The following is a 19,309-nucleotide window of genomic DNA, read 5'->3' on the forward strand; positions in this document are numbered from 1 at the left end:
CACCCAACCTAGCCCGTCAACCGACGGCGTTACTCGCGGCGCAGTCGTCCGTCGACGAACTGCTCGAGTTTCTCCCACTCCCGCACCGCCGCGGCGTACGGCGGCGACGGCTTGGTGACCGAGTCGGGCTCGAGCACGGCGGCCACCAGCTTGCCCAGCGGCTTGCCCGTGTCGAGCGCCTTGTCGACGGCGGGATCCTCGGAGTAGTCGCCGATGTCGCGGAGCACCTCGACGGCGAGTTCCAGCTGCTCGCGATCCACGGCGTCGGGTCCGTCGGCCAGGTCGTCGGCCAGCCCGCTGAGCACGTAGATGTTGTCGTCGGTGATCTCGATCGCCAGCGAGCCGTCGGTCGCGGCGGTGCGGATGTCGTCGTAGGTGCTCAGATCGGACAGGTCGTGGTCGTGCTCGTCGGCGAGGTAGCGGGCCAGCGCGCGCTCGGAGGTGAAGACGCTGATGCGGCCGTTGCGGCCCAGGAAGATCGGCTGGTCGTCCAGGTAGCAGCGGAGCGTGTAAAAGGTGCCAGAACTCGTCATGATCCGGATCGGATCGATGCCCACCTGCAGCCAGAAGTCCTTGTCGCTGCCGAGCACGACGGTGTCGCCGGTCGCGCGGGCGGGCTCGTCGCCGGTGTCCTGGTCTTCGGCGGCGTCCTCGTCCTCGGTTTCCTCGGGGGCCTCTTCCGCGACGGCGTCCTCGGTGCCGGTGTCCTCCTCCGGCTCGTCGTCCTCGCGCTCCTCGGCCAGCTCGTCGGCGGCCTTGTCGGACAGCTTGGCGTCGACCTCGGGGGTGCTGACGATGCCGTCGATCGCGGCGAGCACGTCGTCCCAGCTGCGCCCGATCACCTCGGCGATCGCATTCCAGCGCTTGGCGCCCGCCTTGCCGGTGAAGTGCTCGATTCCGCCGGACACGGTGCCCAGGCTGGGGTTGCCGTTGAAGAACTTCGACACGGCCGCCAGCTCGCACACCGATCCGATGGACGACACGATCGACAGCGTGCCCGCCAGCGCCGCCACCGACTCCTCGGTGGGCTTCTCCGCCACCAGCTCCTCGACGGCGACCAGGTCGAACTGCTTGTCGTCGGCGGGGAGGAACGCGTGCGCGTGCGCCGCGCGCAGTTCCTTCCACGCCGGGTGGTCGGTCAGGTCGTTGTCGTCGTCGGAACGCACGAACGCGACCAGGTCGGCGACGCTGGCGAACCCGAACAGGTCCTCGTCCTTGCCCAGGAACGCCTCCCACTCGTCGCCGGAGTCGCGCCAGCGGGGTGCCCACACGGTGTAGCGGTCACCTTCGGACAGGCTCAGGCGGATGGGGACGAGGTCAGCAACCATGCGGCACAGAATAGCGACGACCCGCGAAGGTGCTTATGGTGCCATCGGGGCTAGCCCCAGATATCGGTGATGGGCGCGGCGTTGGCGGCGTAGCCAGTCTTGGGCAAGCCGTACATCTGCTCGACGGTGGAAAGCACGTTGTAGTGGTTGATCTGTTCGCTGTAGTTGCCGGGACGGATGTGGGCGCCGTAGAACACCGTGGGGATCTGGTTGCGGCTGCTGTTGTCGTCCTCGTCGAACGTCACGATCAGCAGGCTGTTGTTGGCCACCGCCCAGTTCGCGTACCCGGACAGCTCACGGTTCAGCCAGGCGTCAGCCTGCGCGATCGAGCCGTCGTGCATGTTGTCGCCGTTGTCGGGGATGACGAACGAGACGGTCGGCAGGCTGGAGTAGTTGCCCCTCGGGAACGCGGAGAACGGCAGCGAGTTCGCCGCCGGCACATTGGTGAAGTTGGCCCAGGGCACATGCTTGCGCGCGTACTTTCCCGCGCTGCAGACCGGTGACCCGGCCGCGGGCAGGCCCTCGGCGAAACCGACGAATGTGTAGCCCGCGGCCAGCAATTCGGAGCCGAGGTTCGGCGCGGCGCCGCCGTTGACCGGGCACAGGTCCTTGGTCACGCCGAAGGTGTTGCCGGCGAACAGCGCCAGGTAATTCGGCTCGCTGGGGTGGGTTTCGGCGAACGACTGGGTCATGTTGGCGCCGTTCGCGGCCAGCGTGGTGATGAAGGGCGACGACTTGTTGCCGATGATGCCGTTCTCGGAACGGTTCTCCTCGACCACGATCACGACGTGCGCCGGTTGCGGAATGGCCGCTGCCGCAAGGCCTATGCGCGGGGTCAGCGGGCTGACCGCCAGCGCCACCAGCGCCCAGGCGCCCAGGATGCGCAGGCTCCGGTATGCCCCGCCGATCAGCGTTCTCGGACTTCGTTTTTCGCGCAACACGCCCGGAGTATAGGAACGGGCGCAGGCGACTTCCGGCTCGGACGCGAGCGTGTCAGAAGGGCTTTGCCCGATCGTTATATACCCTCGACCCCATGGAAATGTGCGTCATCGACCACCCGTTGGCCGCCGCCCGGCTGACGGTGCTGCGTGACGAACGCACCGACACCGCCGCATTTCGCGCCGCGCTGCACGAGCTGACGCTGATGCTGGTCTACGAAGCCAGCCGGGACGCGCCGCGAAAATCGGTGCGGATCCGCACCCCGGTGGCCCCGGCGGTCGGGACGCGCTTGGTCAAGCCGCCGCTGCTGGTGCCGGTGTTGCGGGCCGGGCTGGGCATGGTCGACGCGGCGCATGCGGCGATACCGGACGCCGAGGTGGGCTTCGTCGGAGTCGCGCGCAACGAGGAAACCCACCTACCGGTGCCCTATCTGGAGGCGCTGCCGGCCAAGCTCGCGGGCAGGCCGGTGATCATCCTGGATCCCATGCTGGCCACCGGCGGGTCGATGGTGCATGCGATCGACCTGTTGGCGCGCCGCGGCGCCACGGACATCACCGTGCTCTGCGTGGTGGCGGCCCCGGAAGGCATTGCGGCGGTGCAGAATGCGGCGCCGGACGCGCGGGTGTTCACCGCTGCGGTCGACAAGGGGCTGAACAAGGCGGCCTATATCGTGCCCGGCCTCGGCGACGCCGGCGACCGGCAATTCGGGCCCAACCTGTTCACCAGCTCTGCACCGCAGCGACCAGCTGCTCGCGCAGGGCACCGGCGCGCCGCCGCGAAGAGCCCAAATCGTCGTGAACCGCGCAGCGAATCTCCAAGTAGCACTTCAATTTCGGCTCGGTCCCGGAGGGCCGCACCACCAGCCTGATCGACGTGTCGTCGTCGCCGCCGGTGAAGATCAGCGCGTCGGTGATGTCGGTGAGGCCCGCGGCGTACCCCGCCAGCGTCTGCGGCGGCGCCGCCCGCCACCGCCGCATGAGTTCGACCGCCTCGCCCGCGTCGGCGACCCGGCGCGACACCGCGGCGACGTCGTGCACCCCGTACCGCCGCGCCAGCTCGTCGAGTGCGCCGGGCACGGTGCGGTCACCCGCCTTCAGCGCGGCCACCAGGTCGCACACCAGCACGGCGGCGCTGATGCCGTCCTTATCGCGGACGGCCGCGGGGTCGACGCAGTGCCCGATCGCCTCCTCGTAGGCGTAGATCAGCGTGCCGCCGGGCACTTTCGCGTCGGCGCGGGCCAGCCATTTGAAGCCGGTGAGGGTCTCGACGTGGACGGCGCCGTGGCGCGCGGCGATGGCCGACAGCATCCGCGACGACACCACGGTGCTGGCCACCACCGGTCTGCCCGGGTGGGTGGTCGACAGCAGGTAATCGCCCAGCAGCCAACCGGTTTCGTCGCCCGACAGCATCCGCCACCGCCCCGCGTCGGGAATGCCGACCGCGCACCGGTCGGCGTCGGGGTCCAGCGCGATCGCCACGTCGGCGCGGACGTCGGCGGCCAGGGCCAGCAGCGCGTCGGTGGCGCCGGGCTCCTCGGGGTTGGGGAACGCGACCGTCGGGAAGTTCGCGTCCGGCGCGAATTGGCTTGCGACGGAGTGCACTTCGGCGATTCCCGCCCGGTGCAGGGTCTCGACGGCGACCGCGCCGCCCACCCCGTGCAGCGCGGTCAATACCACCCGCACCGAACCGGTGCCGCGCCGCAATCCCGATGCCCGCTCGATGTAGCGCTCGATCAGCCCGGTGCCCGCGGGTTCGACCGGCTCCCTGCCGATCCGGTCGGCAGGCGGGGCGGCGGCCATCGCGGCTTCGATCTCGCGGTCGGTGGGGGACACGATTTGGATGCCGCCGTCCAGGTACACCTTATAGCCGTTGTCGGCGGGCGGGTTGTGCGATGCGGTGATCTGGATCCCGGCCGCTGCGCCGGTGTGCCGCACCGCGAACGCCACCACCGGCGTGGGCACCGGCCCGGGCAACAGCGACACGGAAAACCCTTGGCCGGCAAGCACTTCGGCGGCCACCGTGGCGAATACCGCCGAACCGTGCCGGGCGTCGCGTCCCACGATCACCGACGAGCCGTGCAGGCCGCGCCCGATGAGCACCTGCGCCACGGCCCAGCTGGCCCTCGACACCACCGCGACGTTCATGGCGTCCGGCCCGCCGCGCACCGGGCCGCGCAGCCCCGCCGTGCCGAACCTCAGCGGGCGGGCGAATCGCGCGGCGAGCTCGTCCGGGTCGCACGCCGCGAGCTCGGCGGCCGTCGCCGGGTCGGGATCGTGGGCGATCCACTCCTCGGGCGTCACGACTCTAGAACGAGCTGCTCGAGAATCATGGCCAGCAGCGCCCCCATCCGGGTGGCCGCCGCGGCGCCGGCGGCCAGCACCTCGGCGTGGCTCAGCGGCTCGCCGCTGAGCCCGGCGGCCAGGTTGGTCACCAGCGACACCCCGAGCACCTCGGCGCCTGCGGCCCGGGCCGCGATGGTCTCGTGCACCGTCGACATGCCGACTAGGTCGGCACCCAGCGTGCGCAGCATCCGGATCTCGGCGGGCGTCTCGTAGTGGGGGCCGGGCAGTCCGGCGTAGATGCCCTCGGTCAGCGTCGGGTCGGCGTGGCGGGCCAGTGCCCGCAGCCGCGGGGAGTAGGCGTCGGTCAGGTCCACGAATTGCGGGCCGACCAGCGGCGAACGGGCGGTCAGGTTCAGGTGATCGCTGATCAGCACGGGTTCGCCGACGGCCATGTCGGAACGCAGGCCGCCCGCCGCGTTGGTCAGCACGACCGCGCGCACGCCGGCCGCGCAGGCCGTCCGCACCGAATGCACGACGTGGCACAGGTCGTGGCCCTCGTAGGCGTGGATGCGCCCGACCAGCACCAGCACCCGGTGTGCACCGATGCGCATCGACAACAGCTCGCCGGTGTGCCCGACCGCGGTGGGTGGCCTGAACCCGGGTAGCTCGGCCTGCGGCAGCACGGCGGTGGGGGTGCCGAGCGCGGCGACGGCCGGCCGCCAGCCCGATCCGAGCACGATGGCGGCGTCGTGCTCGGCGATTCCGGTGCGCTCGGCGATGACCTCGGCCGCCCGGCGCGCGAGGCCGCCTGGGTCGGACGGGGTTTCGGTCACAGTGGGGGAGCCTAGCCGCGCGACGGCGAGCGCCGATAGCGGCGCGAGTGAGGAGCGCGGCGATCGAGCCTAGCCGCGCGACGGCGAGCGCCGATAGCGGCGCGAGTGAGGAGCGCGGCGATCGAGCCTAGCCGCGCGACGGCGGTGGACCCTAGCCCTAGCGCGGCGGTCGAGCCTGGCCGCGCGACGGTGTCCCCGGTATATGTCAGGATCTGCCGTATGAATCTTCGTAGGTGGCCGGTGGTTGGCCCGGTCATGGGAATAGCCGTCGCCGTTGTGCTGTCGGTGGTTTCGATCACATTCGCTCCGGCGCCGTCGGCGAAAGCGGACTGTCCCGACGTGCAACTCATCTTCGTTCGCGGCACCGCCGAGCCGCCCGGCCTGGGCGCGGTGGGCGACGCGCTGTTCGCCGTGCTGCAGCCGGCGCTGGGCTCGCGCAACGTCGACTCCTACGCGGTGAACTACCCGGCTAGCTACAACTTCCTGACCACCGCCGACGGCGCCAACGACGCGCGCGACCACATCGCGCAGATGGTCGACCAGTGCCCGTCGACGCGGCTGGTGCTGGGCGGCTTCTCGCAGGGCGCCGCCGCGGTCTCGATGCTCGCGGGGGTGCCGCCGGTGGGCCAGCGCATCGGCAACTTCGGCTCGGCTCCGCCGCTGGATCCCGCGCTGGCCAACAAAATCAGGGCGGTCGCGGTGTTCGGCAACCCCGGCAACCGGTTCAACACGCCGCTGTCGTCGACGGGCGCCTTCGCCGGCCGCGCCATCGACCTGTGCAGCGAGGGCGATCCCGTCTGCGTCGTCGGTGGTCGTGACCGCGACGCGCACCACGACTACTCCGAACCGCCGTACCCCGGCCAGGCGGCCGGATTCATCGCCGGGCTGGTGTAGCCCGGCGGGGTTGGGCGCGGAAAACATACTGCGACATACTGCGAGAGTGCCCATAACCCCGTTAGACAGCGTTGAAGATGTCATACGGCGGCGTGGTGCCGACCTTGTCGAGTTGTCTCATGACATCCACGGCGAGCCTGAGCTGGCCTTCGCCGAGCATCGCAGCTGCGCCAAGGCGCAGGCACTGGTCGCCGAGCGCGGCTTCGAGATCACCGCGGCCGCCGGCGGGCTGGACACCGCGTTTCGCGCCGACTTCGGCAGCGGGCCGCTGACCATCGGGATCTGCGCCGAATACGACGCGCTGCCCGAGATCGGCCACGCCTGCGGCCACAACATCATCGCGGCGTCGGCGGTGGGCACCGCGCTGGCGCTGGCCGAGGTCGCCGACGACCTGGGGCTGCGGGTGTCGCTGCTGGGCACGCCGGCCGAGGAGGCCGGCGGCGGCAAGGCGCTGCTGCTGAAGGCCGGGGTGTTCGACGACATCGCCGCAGCGGTCATGCTCCACCCGGGGCCCGCCGACATCGCCGCGGCGCGCTCGCTGGCCCTGTCCGAGGCGACGGTGAACTACCGGGGCAAGGAATCCCATGCGGCCGTCGCGCCGCATCAGGGCATCAACGCCGTCGACGCCGTCACCGTCGCTCAGGTGGCCATCGGGCTGCTGCGCCAGCAACTGGCGCCCGGGCAGCTGGTGCACGGGATCGTCACCAACGGCGGGCAGGCGGTCAACGTGATCCCCGGGCACGCGACGCTGGAGTACGCGATGCGCGCGGTCGAGGCGGAATCCCTGCGCGAGCTGGAGGGCCGCATGTACGCCTGCTTCGCGGCGGGTGCGCTGGCCACCGGCTGTGAATACGAGATCGACAATCCCGCACCGCCGTACGACGAGCTGCAGCCCGACCAGTGGCTGGCCGACGCCTTTCGCGACGAGATGTGCCGGCTGGGCCGCGAGCCGGTGGCCCGCGAGTACGAGGCCGCGCTGCCGATGGGCAGCACCGACATGGGCAACGTGACGCAGGTGCTGCCGGGGATCCACCCGGTGGTCGGGGTCGACGCCGGCGGCGCCATGGTGCACCAGCGCGCCTTCGCCGACGCCGCCGCCGGCCCCAGCGCCGACCGCGCGGTGGTCGAGGGCGCGATCATGTTGGCGCGCACGGTGGTTCAGCTGGCCCAGACGCCCGCACAGCGCGACCGGGTGCTGGACGCGCTGGAGCGCAGGCGCGGCGGGGCGCGATCATGAGCCTGGTCGACGCCGCCGATGCCTGGCTGGCCGCCCACCACGACGAGTTGGTCGAATGGCGCCGCCACATCCACCGCTATCCGGAGCTGGGCCGGCAGGAGTACGCCACCACCCAGTTCGTCGCCGAGCGGCTGGCCGGGGCCGGGCTCAACCCGAAGGTGCTGCCCGGCGGCACCGGACTGGTCTGCGACCTCGGCCCCGAGCACGAGCCCCGGATCGCGCTGCGCGCCGACATGGACGCCCTGCCGATGGCCGAGCTCACCGGCGCCCCGTACGCCTCCACCATGCCGAACGTGGCGCATGCCTGCGGTCACGACGCGCACACCGCGATCCTGCTGGGCACCGCGCTGGTCCTGGCGTCGGTGCCCGAGCTGCCGGTCGGGGTGCGGCTGATCTTTCAGGCCGCCGAGGAGCTGATGCCCGGCGGGGCGATCGACGCCATCGCGGCCGGCGCCATCACCGGGGTATCGCGGATCTTCGCCCTGCACTGCGACCCCCGGCTGGAGGTCGGCAAGGTCGCCGTCCGGCACGGCCCCATCACCTCGGCCGCCGACCAGATCGAGATCACGCTGTATTCACCCGGCGGGCACACGTCGCGCCCGCACCTGACCGCCGACCTGGTGTACGGCCTGGGCACGCTGATCACCGGGCTGCCCGGGGTGCTGTCGCGGCGCATCGACCCGCGCAACGGCACCGTGCTGGTGTGGGGCGCGGTCAACGCCGGCGTGGCCGCCAACGCCATCCCGCAGAGCGGCGTGCTCGCCGGCACCGTGCGCACCGCGAGCCGGCAGACCTGGGTGGGCATGGAGGAGATCATCCGCGAGACGGTGTCCGGGCTGCTGGCGCCGCTGGCCATCGAGCACACGCTGGCCTACCGGCGCGGCGTGCCGCCGGTGGTCAACGAGGACGTCTCGACGCGCATCCTCACCCACGCGATCGAGTCGATCGGTCCCGACGCGCTGGCCGACACCCGCCAGTCCGGCGGCGGCGAGGACTTCTCCTGGTATTTGGAGGAGGTTCCCGGCGCGATGGCCCGGCTGGGGGTGTGGCCGGGGGTCGGGCCGCAGCTGGACCTGCACCAGCCGACGTTCAACCTCGACGAGCGGGCCCTGCCGATCGGGGTGCGCGTGATGACGAACATCGTCGAGCAGTCGGCCGCGTTCGAGCGCTCCTAGCCGCCGGTGGCGCGGACGACGTGTTCGGCGATGCGGGCGTAGGTGCGCCGCGTGACGTCGCCGGCGTCGCTCATGATGTTGTAGCCGTGGTCGACGCCGGCCACCTCGTGGTACTCCGCTAACGCCCCGACGTCGGCGAGTTTGCTTGCGTACCTTCGGGCTTCGTCGCGCAGCCGGTCGTGCTCGGCCGTCACGACCAGCGCGGGCGCGATGCCTGCGATGTCGTCGGCGTTGTCACCCCAGGCGGGCGAGGCCAGGCGGTCGCGCCGCCGCGCCCGGTCGGGGATGTAGGCGGTGTCGAAGACCTCGCTCATCCACGGCTTCATGATCGCGCGACGGCCCAGGGTGGATGGCTTGTCGCCGCTGGGCGTGACCAGATCCAGCGGCGCGTAGTGCAGCACCTGCAGCGCGATGGCGGGGCCACCGTTCTGTAGCGCGAGCCGCGCCGCCGCGGCGCTGAGGTTCCCGCCCGCGCTCTGACCGCCGACGCACAGCCGGGTGCCGTCCCAGTCGCGGCCGGGGTCGGCCGCCCAGCACACCACGTCGTAGATCTGCTGCACCGCGGCGGGAAAGCGGTGCCGGGGTGCCAGGACATAGTCGGAGTTGACCACGATTACGCCGGCGTTGGCGGCCAGGTAGCGACACCACGGGTCGTCCTGCTCGCGGTGCCCCACCACGAAGCCACCGCCGTGCACGTTGACGTAGACGGGCGGGTTCGTCGCCGCGGGCGGGTGGTAGACGGTCGCCGACACCGGGCCGTGGCGGGTGTCGACGGTCACCTCAGAGTTGTGGCCGGCGATCTCCGGGAAGCGCACGGCGGCTTTGGGGGCGGGGTTGATGGCCGCGGAGAAGGCGCGCGCCACCGCGTCGGCGACCAGCGGCATGGACAAAATGGACAGCCGTTTTTCCTTTCTGGGCGGCGCGGCTCAGAATGGCGGCGCGCATCGTCGGTCTGTCTTTCTACCCGCCCGATCGCCGAAGGGCGAACGATTTTCGGGCGGCGGCGTCGGGCCGCCCGGTCAGGCGCCGGTTCCCGGACCGATGTTGCGCGCCGGGCGGGTCCGCAACCAATGCACGTATTCGCTTGGCGCCCCGGCGATCTCGGCGGCGTCGGCCATCACGCCCAGGTAGCGGGCCGACGGCATCCCGCCTTCCCAGGCGTCCAGGACGTACAGCCACGCCAGCACCGGGTCGGTGTCGGTGTCCGAGGAGATGCGCTCCACCCGGCACCGGATCTTCTTGTGCACGCCGAACTCCGAGCCCTCCCAGCGGTCCAGGTTGTTCTCGTCCGCCGGTGTCATGTCGTAGAGGACGACGAACACCTTCGAATCCGGGTCCTCGACGACGCTGGCCAGCGCGCCCTCCCAGCCGATGTCCTCGCCGCCGAAGGTCAACCGCCACCCGTGCAGCCAGCCGGTTCCGGCCATCGGCGAATGGGGCGCGCGTTTCTGCATCTGCTCGGGATCCATGTTCGACCCGTACGCGGCGTAGAGCGGCACGGGGAAAGCTTAGACGTCCGATGCTGGTGGGTCTTCCCCCGAGCGTTCGCGGGGTCCTCGCCGCTTCGTTAGGTTAGGGGCTGTGGTGACCCGCATCGTGATCCTCGGCGGAGGCCCGGCCGGATACGAAGCCGCGCTGGTGGCCGCGACCTCGCACCCCGACACGACCCGCGTCACGGTGATCGACTCGGAGGGCATCGGCGGGGCGGCCGTGCTGGACGACTGCGTGCCGTCCAAGACGTTCATCGCGTCGACCTGGCTGCGCACCGAACTGCGCCGGGCGCCGCGGCTGGGTTTCGACATCGACATCGACGACGCCAAGATCTCGCTGCCGCAGATCCACGCCCGGGTCAAGCAGCTCGCCACCGAGCAGTCCGCCGACATCACCGACCAGCTGCTGAGCATGGGCGTGCACGTGGTGGCCGGCCGCGGCGAGCTGATCGACCCCGCGCCGGGCCTGGCCTGCCACCGCATCAGAGCGACCCATTGCGATCCGGGGCCCGACGGCCCGGTGACCAGCGAGTACGAGGCCGACGTCGTGCTGATCGCCACCGGCGCCAGCCCGCGCGTGCTGCCGTCGGCGCCGCCCGACGGCGAGCGGATCCTCACCTGGCGCCAGCTGTACAACCTGGAGGCGCTGCCCGAGCACCTGATCGTGGTCGGGTCCGGGGTCACCGGCGCCGAATTCGTGCACGCCTACACCGAATTGGGCGTGCCGGTCACCGTGGTCGCCAGCCGCGACCGGGTGCTGCCCTACGAGGACGCCGACGCCGCCCTGGTGCTGGAGGAGGCGTTCTCCGAGCGCGGCGTCGAACTGGTCAAGAACGCCCGCGCGCAGTCGGTGACCCGCACCGAGAGCGGCGTGCTGGTCACCCTGGCCGACGGGCGCACGGTCGAGGGCAGCCATGCGCTGATGACCATCGGCTCGGTCCCCAACACCAGCGGTCTGGGCCTGGACCGGGTCGGCATCGAGCTGGGCCGCGGCGGCTACCTGACCGTGGACCGGGTGTCGCGGACCTCGGTCGCCGGCATCTACGCCGCCGGCGACTGCACCGGGCTGCTGCCGCTGGCCTCGGTGGCTGCCATGCAGGGCCGGATCGCGATGTATCACGCCCTGGGCGAGGGGGTCAGCCCCATCCGGCTGCGCACCGTGGCGGCGACGGTGTTCACCAGGCCCGAGATCGCGGCCGTCGGGGTCCCGCAGACGATGATCGACGACGGTTCGGTGCCGGCCCGCACGGTCATGCTGCCGCTGCGGACCAACGCGCGGGCCAAGATGTCCGGGCTGCGCCAGGGCTTCGTGAAGCTGTTCTGCCGCCAGGCCACCGGCGTGGTGATCGGCGGCGTGGTGGTGGCCCCGATCGCCTCCGAGCTGATCCTGCCGATCGCCGTGGCGGTGACGAACCGGATCACCGTCAACGAGCTGGCGCAGACGCTGGCGGTGTACCCGTCGCTGTCCGGCTCGATCACCGAGGCCGCCCGCCGGCTGATGGCGCACGACGATCTGGACTAGCGGTTAGCCTTGGTGCAGCACGTCCTACTGACGAGTAACCCAGTGAGGAGTCCTGGTCGTGACTGATCCCATCCACGCGCCCACCCAGCGCAGCTCGCCGGTTTCCGTGCTGGGACCGCGGCAGCGCGAGGCCGCCTGGGAACGACTGGGCACCGAGCAGTTCGACGTAGTGGTGATCGGCGGCGGCGTGGTGGGCTCCGGCTGTGCGCTGGACGCCGCGACCCGGGGGCTCAAGGTGGCGCTGGTGGAAGCGCGCGACTTCGCCTCGGGCACCTCGAGCCGTTCGTCGAAGATGTTCCACGGCGGCCTGCGTTACCTCGAACAGCTGGAGTTCGGGCTGGTGCGCGAGGCGCTGTACGAGCGTGAGCTGTCGCTGACCACGCTGGCGCCGCATCTGGTCAAGCCGATGCCGTTCCTGTTCCCGCTGACCAATCGCATGTGGGAGCGTCCCTACATCGCCGCCGGGATCTTTCTCTACGACCGGCTGGGCGGCGCGAAATCGGTTCCGGCGCAAAAACATTTGACGCGCGCGGGCGCGTTGCGGCTGTGCCCGGGCCTCAAGCGCAGCTCGCTGATCGGTGGAATCCGGTACTACGACACGGTTGTCGACGACGCCCGGCACACCATGACCGTCGCCCGCACCGCCGCGCATTACGGCGTGGTGGTGCGCACCTCCACCCAGGTGGTCGCCATGCTGCGCGAGGGCGATCGGGTGACCGGTGTGCGCGTCCGCGACTCCGAGGACGGCGCGATCACCGAGGTCCGCGGCCACGTGGTGGTGAACGCGACCGGGGTGTGGACCGACGAGATCCAGGCACTGTCCAAGCAGCGCGGGCGATTTCAGGTCCGCGCGTCCAAGGGCGTGCACGTGGTGGTGCCGCGCGACCGCATCGTCAGCGACGTCGCGATCATCCTGCGCACCGAGAAGTCGGTGATGTTCGTCATCCCGTGGGGGAGCCACTGGATCATCGGCACCACCGACACCGACTGGAATCTCGACCTGGCCCACCCCGCGGCCACCAAGGCCGACATCGACTACATCCTTCAAACCGTGAACACGGTGCTGGCCATCCCGCTGACCCACGCCGACATCGACGGCGTGTACGCCGGGCTGCGGCCGCTGCTGGCCGGGGAGAGCGAGGAGACCTCGAAGCTGTCCCGCGAGCACGCGGTGGCGGTGCCCGCGCCGGGCCTGGTGGCCATCGCCGGCGGCAAGTACACCACCTACCGGGTGATGGCCGCCGACGCGATTGACGCTGCGGCCCAATTCATTCCGGCCCGGGTGGCGCCGTCGATCACCGAGAAGGTCAGCCTGCTGGGCGCCGACGGCTACTTCGCGCTGATCAACCAGGCCGAGCATGTGGCCGAGCTGCAGGGCCTGCATCCCTATCGGGTGCGCCACCTGCTGGACCGGTACGGCTCGCTGATCGGCGACGTGCTGGCGCTGGCGGCGCAAAGCCCCGACCTGCTCAACCCGATCAAGGAAGCGCCGGGTTACCTGCGGGTGGAGGCGCTGTACGCCGTAACCGCCGAGGGCGCTTTGCATTTGGAGGACATCCTGGCCCGCCGGATGCGCATCTCCATCGAATACTCGCATCGCGGTGTCGACTGCGCGCGCGAGGTCGCCGACGTGGTCGCGCCGGTGCTCGGCTGGTCGGACGAGGATGTCGAGCGTGAGGTGGCGAACTACACCGCCCGGGTGGAGGCCGAGATCCTGTCCCAGGCGCAGCCCGACGATGTGTCCGCCGACGAGTTGCGGGCCAGCGCGCCCGAGGCGCGCGCCGAGATCCTCGAGCCGGTGCCGCTCAGTTGAGTCTGTGATGAGGTCCGCGTGAGGCCCGCGCCACTTCCGGTGCGGGACGGACTCGGCCCGGCGCGGCTGCGGCTGCGCGGCGGGCCGGTGCTGGCCGAACTCACCGCCCGGTTCGGCGCGGCCGCGCGCGCCAAGGTGCTGGCCGGTGAGGTCGTGGGCGCCGACGGCGCGGTAATCGACGCCGGCACAGTGCTTCCGGCCGGCGCGAGTGTCTACCTGTATCGCGAGCTGCCAGATGAGGTGCCCGTCCCGTTCGACATCCCGGTGCTGCATCGCGACGCCGACATCGTGATCGTCGACAAGCCGCACTTCCTGGCCACCATGCCGCGCGGGCGTCACGTCGCGCAGACCGCGCTGGTGCGGCTGCGGCGGGAGCTGGGGTTGCCCGAGCTGAGTCCGGCGCACCGGCTCGACCGGCTGACCGCCGGGGTGCTGCTGTTCACCGCCCGGCGCGAGGTGCGCGGCGCGTACCAGACGCTGTTCGCCCGCGGGTTGGTCGCCAAGACGTACCTGGCCCGGGCCGGCGTCGACCCGGAGCTGGAGCTGCCGCGGGTGGTGCGCAGCCGAATCATCAAGCGCCGCGGTCACTTACAGGCGGTTTGCGAGCCGGGTGCGCCCAATGCGGAGACGCGCGTGGAGCTGATATCAGCGGACGGGCTCTACCGGCTCACGCCGCGCACCGGACGCACCCACCAGCTGCGCCTGCACATGGCCTCGCTGGGGGTACCGATCGACGGTGACCCGTTGTATCCCAACATCATTGACGTCGCGCCCGACGACTTCAGCGCCCCGTTGCGGCTGCTGGCGCAGCGCATCGCGTTCACCGATCCGCTGACGGGCGCGCGGCGTGAGTTCGTCAGCCGCCGGGTTGGCCCCTGAGCCCCTTGCGCTACTAGGACTCCTCCGCTCCACGAGAGGCGATCGGGGGCAACCGTTCGAGTTCCCGAAGGTGATCGATGATGGCCGCCAGGCTCTTGAGGGCCCGCGGGGTCAGCCCGGATGCACGCGCTGCGAGGTCGCGCACGCCGTTGTCGCGCAACGCCTGTAGCAGGTCGAGTTGGGCGTCTACCGCAGGGTCCGGGTCGCGATCGATCAGGTACGACGCCGGCACACCGAAAAACTCTGCGATCGCCCGCAAATGCGCGACCGTCGGGTTTCTCTTGATGCCGCTTCTGAGCTGCCACAGATAGGCCGGACTGATTGATACACCGGTCTTCTTGGTGATAGCCGCCGCCGCGGCGGCGTTGGACAGCGGGGCCGTGCCGGCCTTCCGCATCACCTCGAAAAGCTTTGTTAAACGCGCCGCCAACTCGCCGTTATCCGGCCCTGCGGCCTCGGCATCGTCGACTCCCAATGGTCTCCCGTTTCATGCGCACGCCGGCAAGATTTGCCCATGTTACAACCCGGCCGTTTCCGGACCGCCTCGCGAATCGTCGCCCGAACCGAAACTCGTTCGCGCAGAGGGAAGTACGTAGTAGACGCGGTGTGTAGCGGCCCGGCGCTGTCTCGCCAAGACCGACCGGACGCTGAGTTGAGCGCCGGAGCTCGACGACATATCGAACCCAGCGCCCACGATCCGCCGCCCTTCCAGCGGCATGGACGACGCGGGACCGGGTAGCCCGCGGCAATGGACATCACCGTCACGTTCGTCGGCAACGCCACCACGCTGATCTCCGCGGGCGGCCTGACGCTGCTGACCGACCCCAACTTCCTGCACCGCGGCCAACGGGCCTACCTCGGCCACGGTCTGGTGTCCAAGCGGCTCGAGGAGCCGGCGCTGCGCCTCGGCGAGCTGCCGCCGGTGGACGCGATCGTGCTGTCACACATGCACGGCGATCACTGGGACCGGGTGTCGCAGCGGGGCCTGGACCACGGACTGCCCGTCGTCACCACCCCGCACGCCGCCAAACGGCTGCACCGGCGAGGCTTCGCGCGGGCCCGCGGCCTGCGGACGTGGCAGCAGCACACGATCGCGAAGGGCGGCACCACGCTGACCCTCACGTCGCTGCCGGGCCGCCACGCGCCGGGATGGAGCCGGCGCCTGCTCCCGCCGGTGATGGGCACCATGGTGGAGGTCGCCGCCGACGACGGCTCGCCCCGGCGCCGGCTCTACATCGCCGGTGACACCCTGCTGATCGAGGAGCTCAAGGAGATTCCCGCGCGGTTCGACCCGATCGACGCGGGCATGCTGCACCTCGGTGGCACCCGGCTGCCGGCCGGAAACCGGCTGCCGTTCGGTCTGACCGTCACGATGGACGGCCGCCAGGGCGCCGAACTGGTCGCGATGCTGGCCCTTCCGAAGGCGATCCCGGTGCACTTCGACGACTACGCGGTCTTCGCGTCGCCGCTGGCCGACTTCACCCGCGAGATGCAACGGCGCGGCCTGGGGGACCGGATCGTCACGGTGGACCGCGGCGCCTCGGTGACCGTTTGATGGACGGCGGGTGTCGCGGGGGTGGCCCTGGCCAGCAAATGTCAAATCGCTCTCAGCCAAAGGTATAGGGTGTCCTAACACGTGGCGGTCGAACTGGGAGGTACCGACCGCAGGTGACAGGCTTCGATGTACAGAGTTTCAGGGTTCTTCGTTGCCTGGTTAACACAAATTTGCTGAGGACGTTCTCAGCGTGGGCATTGTGAGATGTGATGGATCTTTTTGCACCCCCCGAGGTCACCTCGACGCTCATCCACACCGGGCCGGGAGCGGGCTCGCTGATCGAGGCCGCCGGAGCCTGGCAGCGGCTGGCTGTCGAGCTGGAGAATTCGGTCTCCACCTATGCCTCGACACTGTCGTCGCTCATCGAGTCCTGGGACGGTCCGTCGGCGATGGCGATGCTGCAGTCCGTCCAGCCGTACTTGCTGTGGCTGCGTGAGACCGCACAGCAGGCCGCCCAGATGGCCACCTCGGCCGAGGCCGCCGCGACGGCGTTCAGCACCACACGGGCCACGGTGGTCCATCCCTCGGTCGTCACGGCCAACCGGACGCGACTGGCGCAGCTGCTGGCCACCAACCGGTTCGGGACCAACACGGCGGCCATCGCCGAGACCCAAAGCGAATACCAGACCATGTGGGCGAACAACTCGGCGGCGATGACCCGCTATCAGGCGGCGGCCTCGCAAGCCACCACCCAGCTGTCTCAGTTCAACTCCCCGCTGTCCATCGTCAACCCGGCCGGGACGGCCAACCAGCAGGCCTCGGTGATGCAGGCCAACGCGTTGGGCACCGGCAATGCGGGATCGTCGGTGGGGTCCGCGCTGAACTCCCTGAACATGCCGGGAGGGTTCGATCCGAACGCCGGCTGGTTCAACTACTTCAGCACCTGGGGCAACCAGTTCATCTCGTCCGGCTTCCCGATCAACCTGCTCGGCGTGTGGGCGCAGCTGGCGACCGCCCAGGGGGTGCAGTCCGTGGGCGGCGACATCGGCAGCGGCCTGTCCGAAGGGCTTGGCGCGGCCACGGCGAGCCTGTCCAACGCGGTCAAAGGCCTCGGCGCGGGCATGGCCCCGACGGGCGCGATGGGCGTCGGGGTGACGGTGGGCAAGCTCACCGCCCCTCCCGCCGTGGTGGGGCTGCTGCCCGGAACCCAGACCGGAGTGCAGCTCGCCTCCGCGGCCTCGCCCCTTCCCGCGGCGGAACCGGGCCTTCCGCTGATGCCGATGATGGTGCCGCCGACGACGGCGTCGGCCGGCACCGGTTGGCGCAAACGCAAACAGCAAAAGTACGAGGACGTCGACTACGGCCAGCAGGTCAAGGGCAAAGTGATGCCCCGGAACCCATCCGCTGGATGACCTCGATGGTGCCCCACGACTGCGGACGCCGAACCCCGCGTTCCACGGCGACCATCAGCGGGACACTCGCCACCACCAACTCGCGAATCGCCGGACGGGCCGACGCGCTGCGTTCGCCCCTGCCACGTTCTTCCCCAAGGTAAAGGTTCATGGATTTCGGGATACTGCCGCCGGAGGTCATCTCGGCGCTGATCCACGCTGGACCCGGCGCCTGGTCATGGATCGAAGCCGCCGGCATGTGGCAGACGCTGAGTGCCGAGCTCGAGCTGTCCGCCAACAGCTACACCGCGGAGTTGTCGGAGCTGGCCACCACGTGGCATGGGCCCTCCTCGATGGCGATGGCCCAAGCCTTCGAGCCCTACCTGGACTGGCTGCGCGTCACCGCGCAGCAGTGCCAGCAGGTCGCGACGTCGGTGGAAGTCATGGCCACGGCGTTCGAATCGACGCACTGGACCGTGGTGCATCCCTCACTGGTGGCCGCTAACCGCGCGCGCCTGGCGATGCTGGTGGCCACCAACTTCTTCGGGATCAACTTCCCGGCCATCGCCGAAACCGAAACCGAGTACCACGCCATGTGGGTGACCGACTCGGCGGCGATGTACCGCTACGCCGCGACGGCGGCCGCCTCGGTCAGGCCGCCGCAGTTCTCGTCGCCGCCGCAGGTGGCCAACCCCTCGGGCGTCAGCACCCAGGCCGCAATGATGCCGGCCACGACCACGACCAATTCCGGCGTGCAGGCCGCCGTCACCGGCACCACCCAGAGCACCGGCGCCGCCGGCAACCTCCAAGCCGCCTCCCTCGCCTTCTTCGACCCCGACTCGGGCTGGTTCAAATACTGGAGCACCTGGGGGTGGCAGGGTATAGCGGCGGCCGGGTTCCCGATCAACCTTCTCGGCGTGTTGGCGCAAGTCGGGACCGCAAACGCGTTTCAGTCGCTGGGCGCCGACGTGGGCCCCGGTTTGGCGGATGGCGCCGCCGCGCTGTCGTCGGCGGAGACGCAGCTGATCAGCGCGGTCAACGCCGCCGGATCCTGGGCGCCCCGCGCGGCGCTGGGCATCGGTGTTTCGCTCGGCAACCTGACCATGCCGCCCGCGGCGGTGGGAATGCTGGGCTCGTCGGCGCCGGTGCAACTGGTGTCGGCGGCCTCCGCGCTGCCGGCGGGGCCGGCCAGACCCCCATGCTCCCGATGGTCCCGATGCGCCCGGGGAGCGGCTCGGCGAACGGTCGCCGGCGTAAGGGTGGACGCGACTACGACGATATTGAATACGGCGCCGAGTTGCCCGGCACCGTGATGCACAGGCCGCCGTCGGCGGGATAGCGCTGGTTGGGCGACTCCATCATGCGGTTGCGCACGATGTGCTCGACGAGGATGGGGACGAAGGTCTGCACCGGTGCGTCGATGAATCGTTGCGCCGTCTCCTCGCACCAGCGCCTGATCTGGGCGGTACGCCGTTCGTCGTCGAGGCCCTCGTGACGGGCCAGCTTGTCGGCGACGTCGGCCACCGATCGCCCGACGGTGACCCGGACGGCCGGGGCAGCGCGGCGTGGGCGGGTGTCCGCACCGCGTCGAGCGCCCGGCGGGCGGCGTCGGGGTCGGTGTCCGGCCTGATGACATGAAGGGTGATGTGGCGGCCGTTCTCGCCCATCACGATGACGCTGGCCTCCTCGTCATTGATGAAGCCCAGCAATTCGATTGGGTGCCCGTCGATTTCGACCAGCGGCGGTGTCTCGTGCCAGGCATTGCGGCGGTAGCCCACCATGACGATCTGCTCCAGCCGGTCGGACAACGACGCCACCAGGCCCGGCAACTCCGCGGCAAGGTCCGTCGACCGCGGCCACCAGGCGCCGTCGACGTGCTCGGACACGGTCCGATATGTCTTGAGCTGCAACCGGTTTGATTGCTCCATGTCACCCACCTGCTCGCCGAATCTCCCGGGTCGGCCCGACGGCCCCCCGCACGTTCAAGACCATCACGGATAGTCGGCGGCCACGGCGCGAGCGAGTGGCTGG

General features: G+C 70.5%; 16 protein-coding genes and 3 pseudogenes. 10 read left to right on the top strand and 9 right to left on the bottom strand.

The genetic code is table 11. From position 1 onward, the window contains the following. Positions 1 to 29: 29 nt before the first annotated feature. Positions 30 to 1,328, bottom strand: coding sequence for a protein export chaperone SatS (gene satS / locus B9D87_RS24300; protein WP_007773297.1), 1,299 nt, complete (start codon positions 1,326 to 1,328; stop codon positions 30 to 32). Positions 1,329 to 1,378: 50 nt separating this feature from the next. Beyond that, positions 1,379 to 2,269, bottom strand: coding sequence for an alkaline phosphatase family protein (locus B9D87_RS24305; protein ID WP_007773295.1), 891 nt, complete (start codon positions 2,267 to 2,269; stop codon positions 1,379 to 1,381). 92 nt (positions 2,270 to 2,361) lie between these two features. Between B9D87_RS24305 and upp the strand changes: the two are divergent. Continuing rightward, a pseudogene (upp, locus tag B9D87_RS24310) lies at positions 2,362 to 2,979 on the top strand (uracil phosphoribosyltransferase); the annotation flags it as partial. 7 nt (positions 2,980 to 2,986) lie between these two features. Here the strand turns inward: upp and B9D87_RS24315 are convergent. Both B9D87_RS24315 and B9D87_RS24320 read right to left on the bottom strand, forming a co-directional pair. Beyond that, positions 2,987 to 4,567 carry a phospho-sugar mutase gene (locus tag B9D87_RS24315; protein WP_007773293.1) on the bottom strand — a complete coding sequence of 527 codons (1,581 nt, stop codon included), beginning with the start codon at positions 4,565 to 4,567 and terminating at the stop codon, positions 2,987 to 2,989. Beyond that, entirely contained in the window at positions 4,564 to 5,382 is an 819-nt protein-coding gene (locus tag B9D87_RS24320) for a purine-nucleoside phosphorylase (RefSeq protein WP_007773292.1), read from the bottom strand. Before B9D87_RS24320 ends, B9D87_RS24315 begins: the two co-directional genes overlap by 4 nt. A 279-nt stretch (positions 5,383 to 5,661) precedes the next feature. Between B9D87_RS24320 and B9D87_RS24325 the strand changes: the two genes are divergently transcribed. The 3 genes from B9D87_RS24325 to B9D87_RS24335 are packed head-to-tail and all read left to right on the top strand — an operon-like array spanning position 5,662 to position 8,688. Then, positions 5,662 to 6,276 (top strand): cutinase family protein, encoded by a 615-nt coding sequence (locus B9D87_RS24325; RefSeq protein ID WP_174320948.1) that lies wholly within the window; start codon positions 5,662 to 5,664, stop codon positions 6,274 to 6,276. Positions 6,277 to 6,322: 46 nt separating this feature from the next. Beyond that, the gene (locus B9D87_RS24330) at positions 6,323 to 7,513 is read left to right on the top strand and encodes a M20 family metallopeptidase (protein WP_040630952.1); all 1,191 of its coding nucleotides are present in this window, start codon (positions 6,323 to 6,325) and stop codon (positions 7,511 to 7,513) included. Continuing rightward, the gene (locus tag B9D87_RS24335) at positions 7,510 to 8,688 is read left to right on the top strand and encodes a M20 family metallopeptidase (RefSeq protein WP_007773287.1); all 1,179 of its coding nucleotides are present in this window, start codon (positions 7,510 to 7,512) and stop codon (positions 8,686 to 8,688) included. Before B9D87_RS24330 ends, B9D87_RS24335 begins: the two co-directional genes overlap by 4 nt. Here the strand turns inward: B9D87_RS24335 and B9D87_RS24340 are convergent. Together B9D87_RS24340 and B9D87_RS24345 are read right to left on the bottom strand one after the other, a co-directional pair. Next, positions 8,685 to 9,503: an alpha/beta hydrolase gene (locus tag B9D87_RS24340; protein ID WP_040631097.1), complete on the bottom strand. Its 819-nt coding sequence runs from the start codon at positions 9,501 to 9,503 to the stop codon at positions 8,685 to 8,687. The genes B9D87_RS24335 and B9D87_RS24340 overlap by 4 nt on opposite strands. Positions 9,504 to 9,707: 204 nt before the next feature. After that, positions 9,708 to 10,187, bottom strand: a complete 480-nt coding sequence (locus B9D87_RS24345) for a gamma-glutamylcyclotransferase family protein (protein ID WP_007773285.1) — start codon at positions 10,185 to 10,187, stop codon at positions 9,708 to 9,710. An 82-nt stretch (positions 10,188 to 10,269) separates the two neighbouring features. On the opposite strand from B9D87_RS24345, the gene B9D87_RS24350 reads away from it, so the two are divergent. Genes B9D87_RS24350 through B9D87_RS24360 form a run of 3 tightly spaced genes read left to right on the top strand, consistent with a single transcriptional unit; the run spans position 10,270 to position 14,392 of the window. After that, on the top strand, positions 10,270 to 11,700 hold the full coding sequence (locus B9D87_RS24350) for an NAD(P)H-quinone dehydrogenase (protein WP_040630951.1): 1,431 nt from the start codon (positions 10,270 to 10,272) through the stop codon (positions 11,698 to 11,700). A gap of 58 nt (positions 11,701 to 11,758) precedes the next feature. Continuing rightward, positions 11,759 to 13,513 carry a glycerol-3-phosphate dehydrogenase/oxidase gene (locus tag B9D87_RS24355; protein ID WP_007773283.1) on the top strand — a complete coding sequence of 585 codons (1,755 nt, stop codon included), beginning with the start codon at positions 11,759 to 11,761 and terminating at the stop codon, positions 13,511 to 13,513. A gap of 18 nt (positions 13,514 to 13,531) precedes the next feature. Then, the gene (locus B9D87_RS24360; protein WP_007773281.1) at positions 13,532 to 14,392 is read left to right on the top strand and encodes a pseudouridine synthase; all 861 of its coding nucleotides are present in this window, start codon (positions 13,532 to 13,534) and stop codon (positions 14,390 to 14,392) included. A gap of 13 nt (positions 14,393 to 14,405) precedes the next feature. Here the strand turns inward: B9D87_RS24360 and B9D87_RS24365 are convergent, their stop codons facing one another. Next, positions 14,406 to 14,789 (bottom strand): helix-turn-helix domain-containing protein, encoded by a 384-nt coding sequence (locus tag B9D87_RS24365; RefSeq protein ID WP_148664722.1) that lies wholly within the window; start codon positions 14,787 to 14,789, stop codon positions 14,406 to 14,408. A 351-nt stretch (positions 14,790 to 15,140) separates the two neighbouring features. On the opposite strand from B9D87_RS24365, the gene B9D87_RS24370 reads away from it, so the two are divergent. The 3 genes and pseudogenes from B9D87_RS24370 to B9D87_RS24380 all read left to right on the top strand — a co-directional run bounded on the left by B9D87_RS24370 (position 15,141) and on the right by B9D87_RS24380 (position 18,617). After that, positions 15,141 to 15,947: an MBL fold metallo-hydrolase gene (locus tag B9D87_RS24370; protein ID WP_007773278.1), complete on the top strand. Its 807-nt coding sequence runs from the start codon at positions 15,141 to 15,143 to the stop codon at positions 15,945 to 15,947. A gap of 209 nt (positions 15,948 to 16,156) precedes the next feature. Further along, complete coding sequence (locus B9D87_RS24375) at positions 16,157 to 17,299, top strand: PPE family protein (protein ID WP_007773272.1); 1,143 nt, start codon at positions 16,157 to 16,159, stop codon at positions 17,297 to 17,299. A 149-nt stretch (positions 17,300 to 17,448) separates the two neighbouring features. Then, positions 17,449 to 18,617: pseudogene (locus B9D87_RS24380) on the top strand (PPE family protein). Here the strand turns inward: B9D87_RS24380 and B9D87_RS27665 are convergent. Continuing rightward, on the bottom strand, positions 18,548 to 18,802 hold the full coding sequence (locus B9D87_RS27665; RefSeq protein ID WP_254425577.1) for a three-helix bundle dimerization domain-containing protein: 255 nt from the start codon (positions 18,800 to 18,802) through the stop codon (positions 18,548 to 18,550). The pseudogene B9D87_RS24380 and the gene B9D87_RS27665 overlap by 70 nt on opposite strands. Positions 18,803 to 18,921: 119 nt before the next feature. Continuing rightward, positions 18,922 to 19,206 (bottom strand): annotated as a pseudogene (locus B9D87_RS27670) (DUF5994 family protein); the annotation flags it as partial. Positions 19,207 to 19,309: the final 103 nt, after the last annotated feature.

Source organism: Mycobacterium colombiense CECT 3035, from assembly GCF_002105755.1.
Lineage (GTDB): Bacteria > Actinomycetota > Actinomycetes > Mycobacteriales > Mycobacteriaceae > Mycobacterium > Mycobacterium colombiense.

What these genes read in the sequence shown, in the direction of transcription:
- satS (WP_007773297.1), bottom strand. Translation starts at nt 1,328, where the DNA reads ATGGTTGCTGACCTCGTCCCCATCCGCCTGAGCCTGTCCGAAGGTGAC.
- B9D87_RS24335 (WP_007773287.1), top strand. Translation starts at nt 7,510, where the DNA reads ATGAGCCTGGTCGACGCCGCCGATGCCTGGCTGGCCGCCCACCACGAC.
- B9D87_RS24365 (WP_148664722.1), bottom strand. Translation starts at nt 14,789, where the DNA reads ATGCGGAAGGCCGGCACGGCCCCGCTGTCCAACGCCGCCGCGGCGGCG.
- B9D87_RS24370 (WP_007773278.1), top strand. Translation starts at nt 15,141, where the DNA reads ATGGACATCACCGTCACGTTCGTCGGCAACGCCACCACGCTGATCTCC.
- B9D87_RS24375 (WP_007773272.1), top strand. Translation starts at nt 16,157, where the DNA reads ATGGATCTTTTTGCACCCCCCGAGGTCACCTCGACGCTCATCCACACC.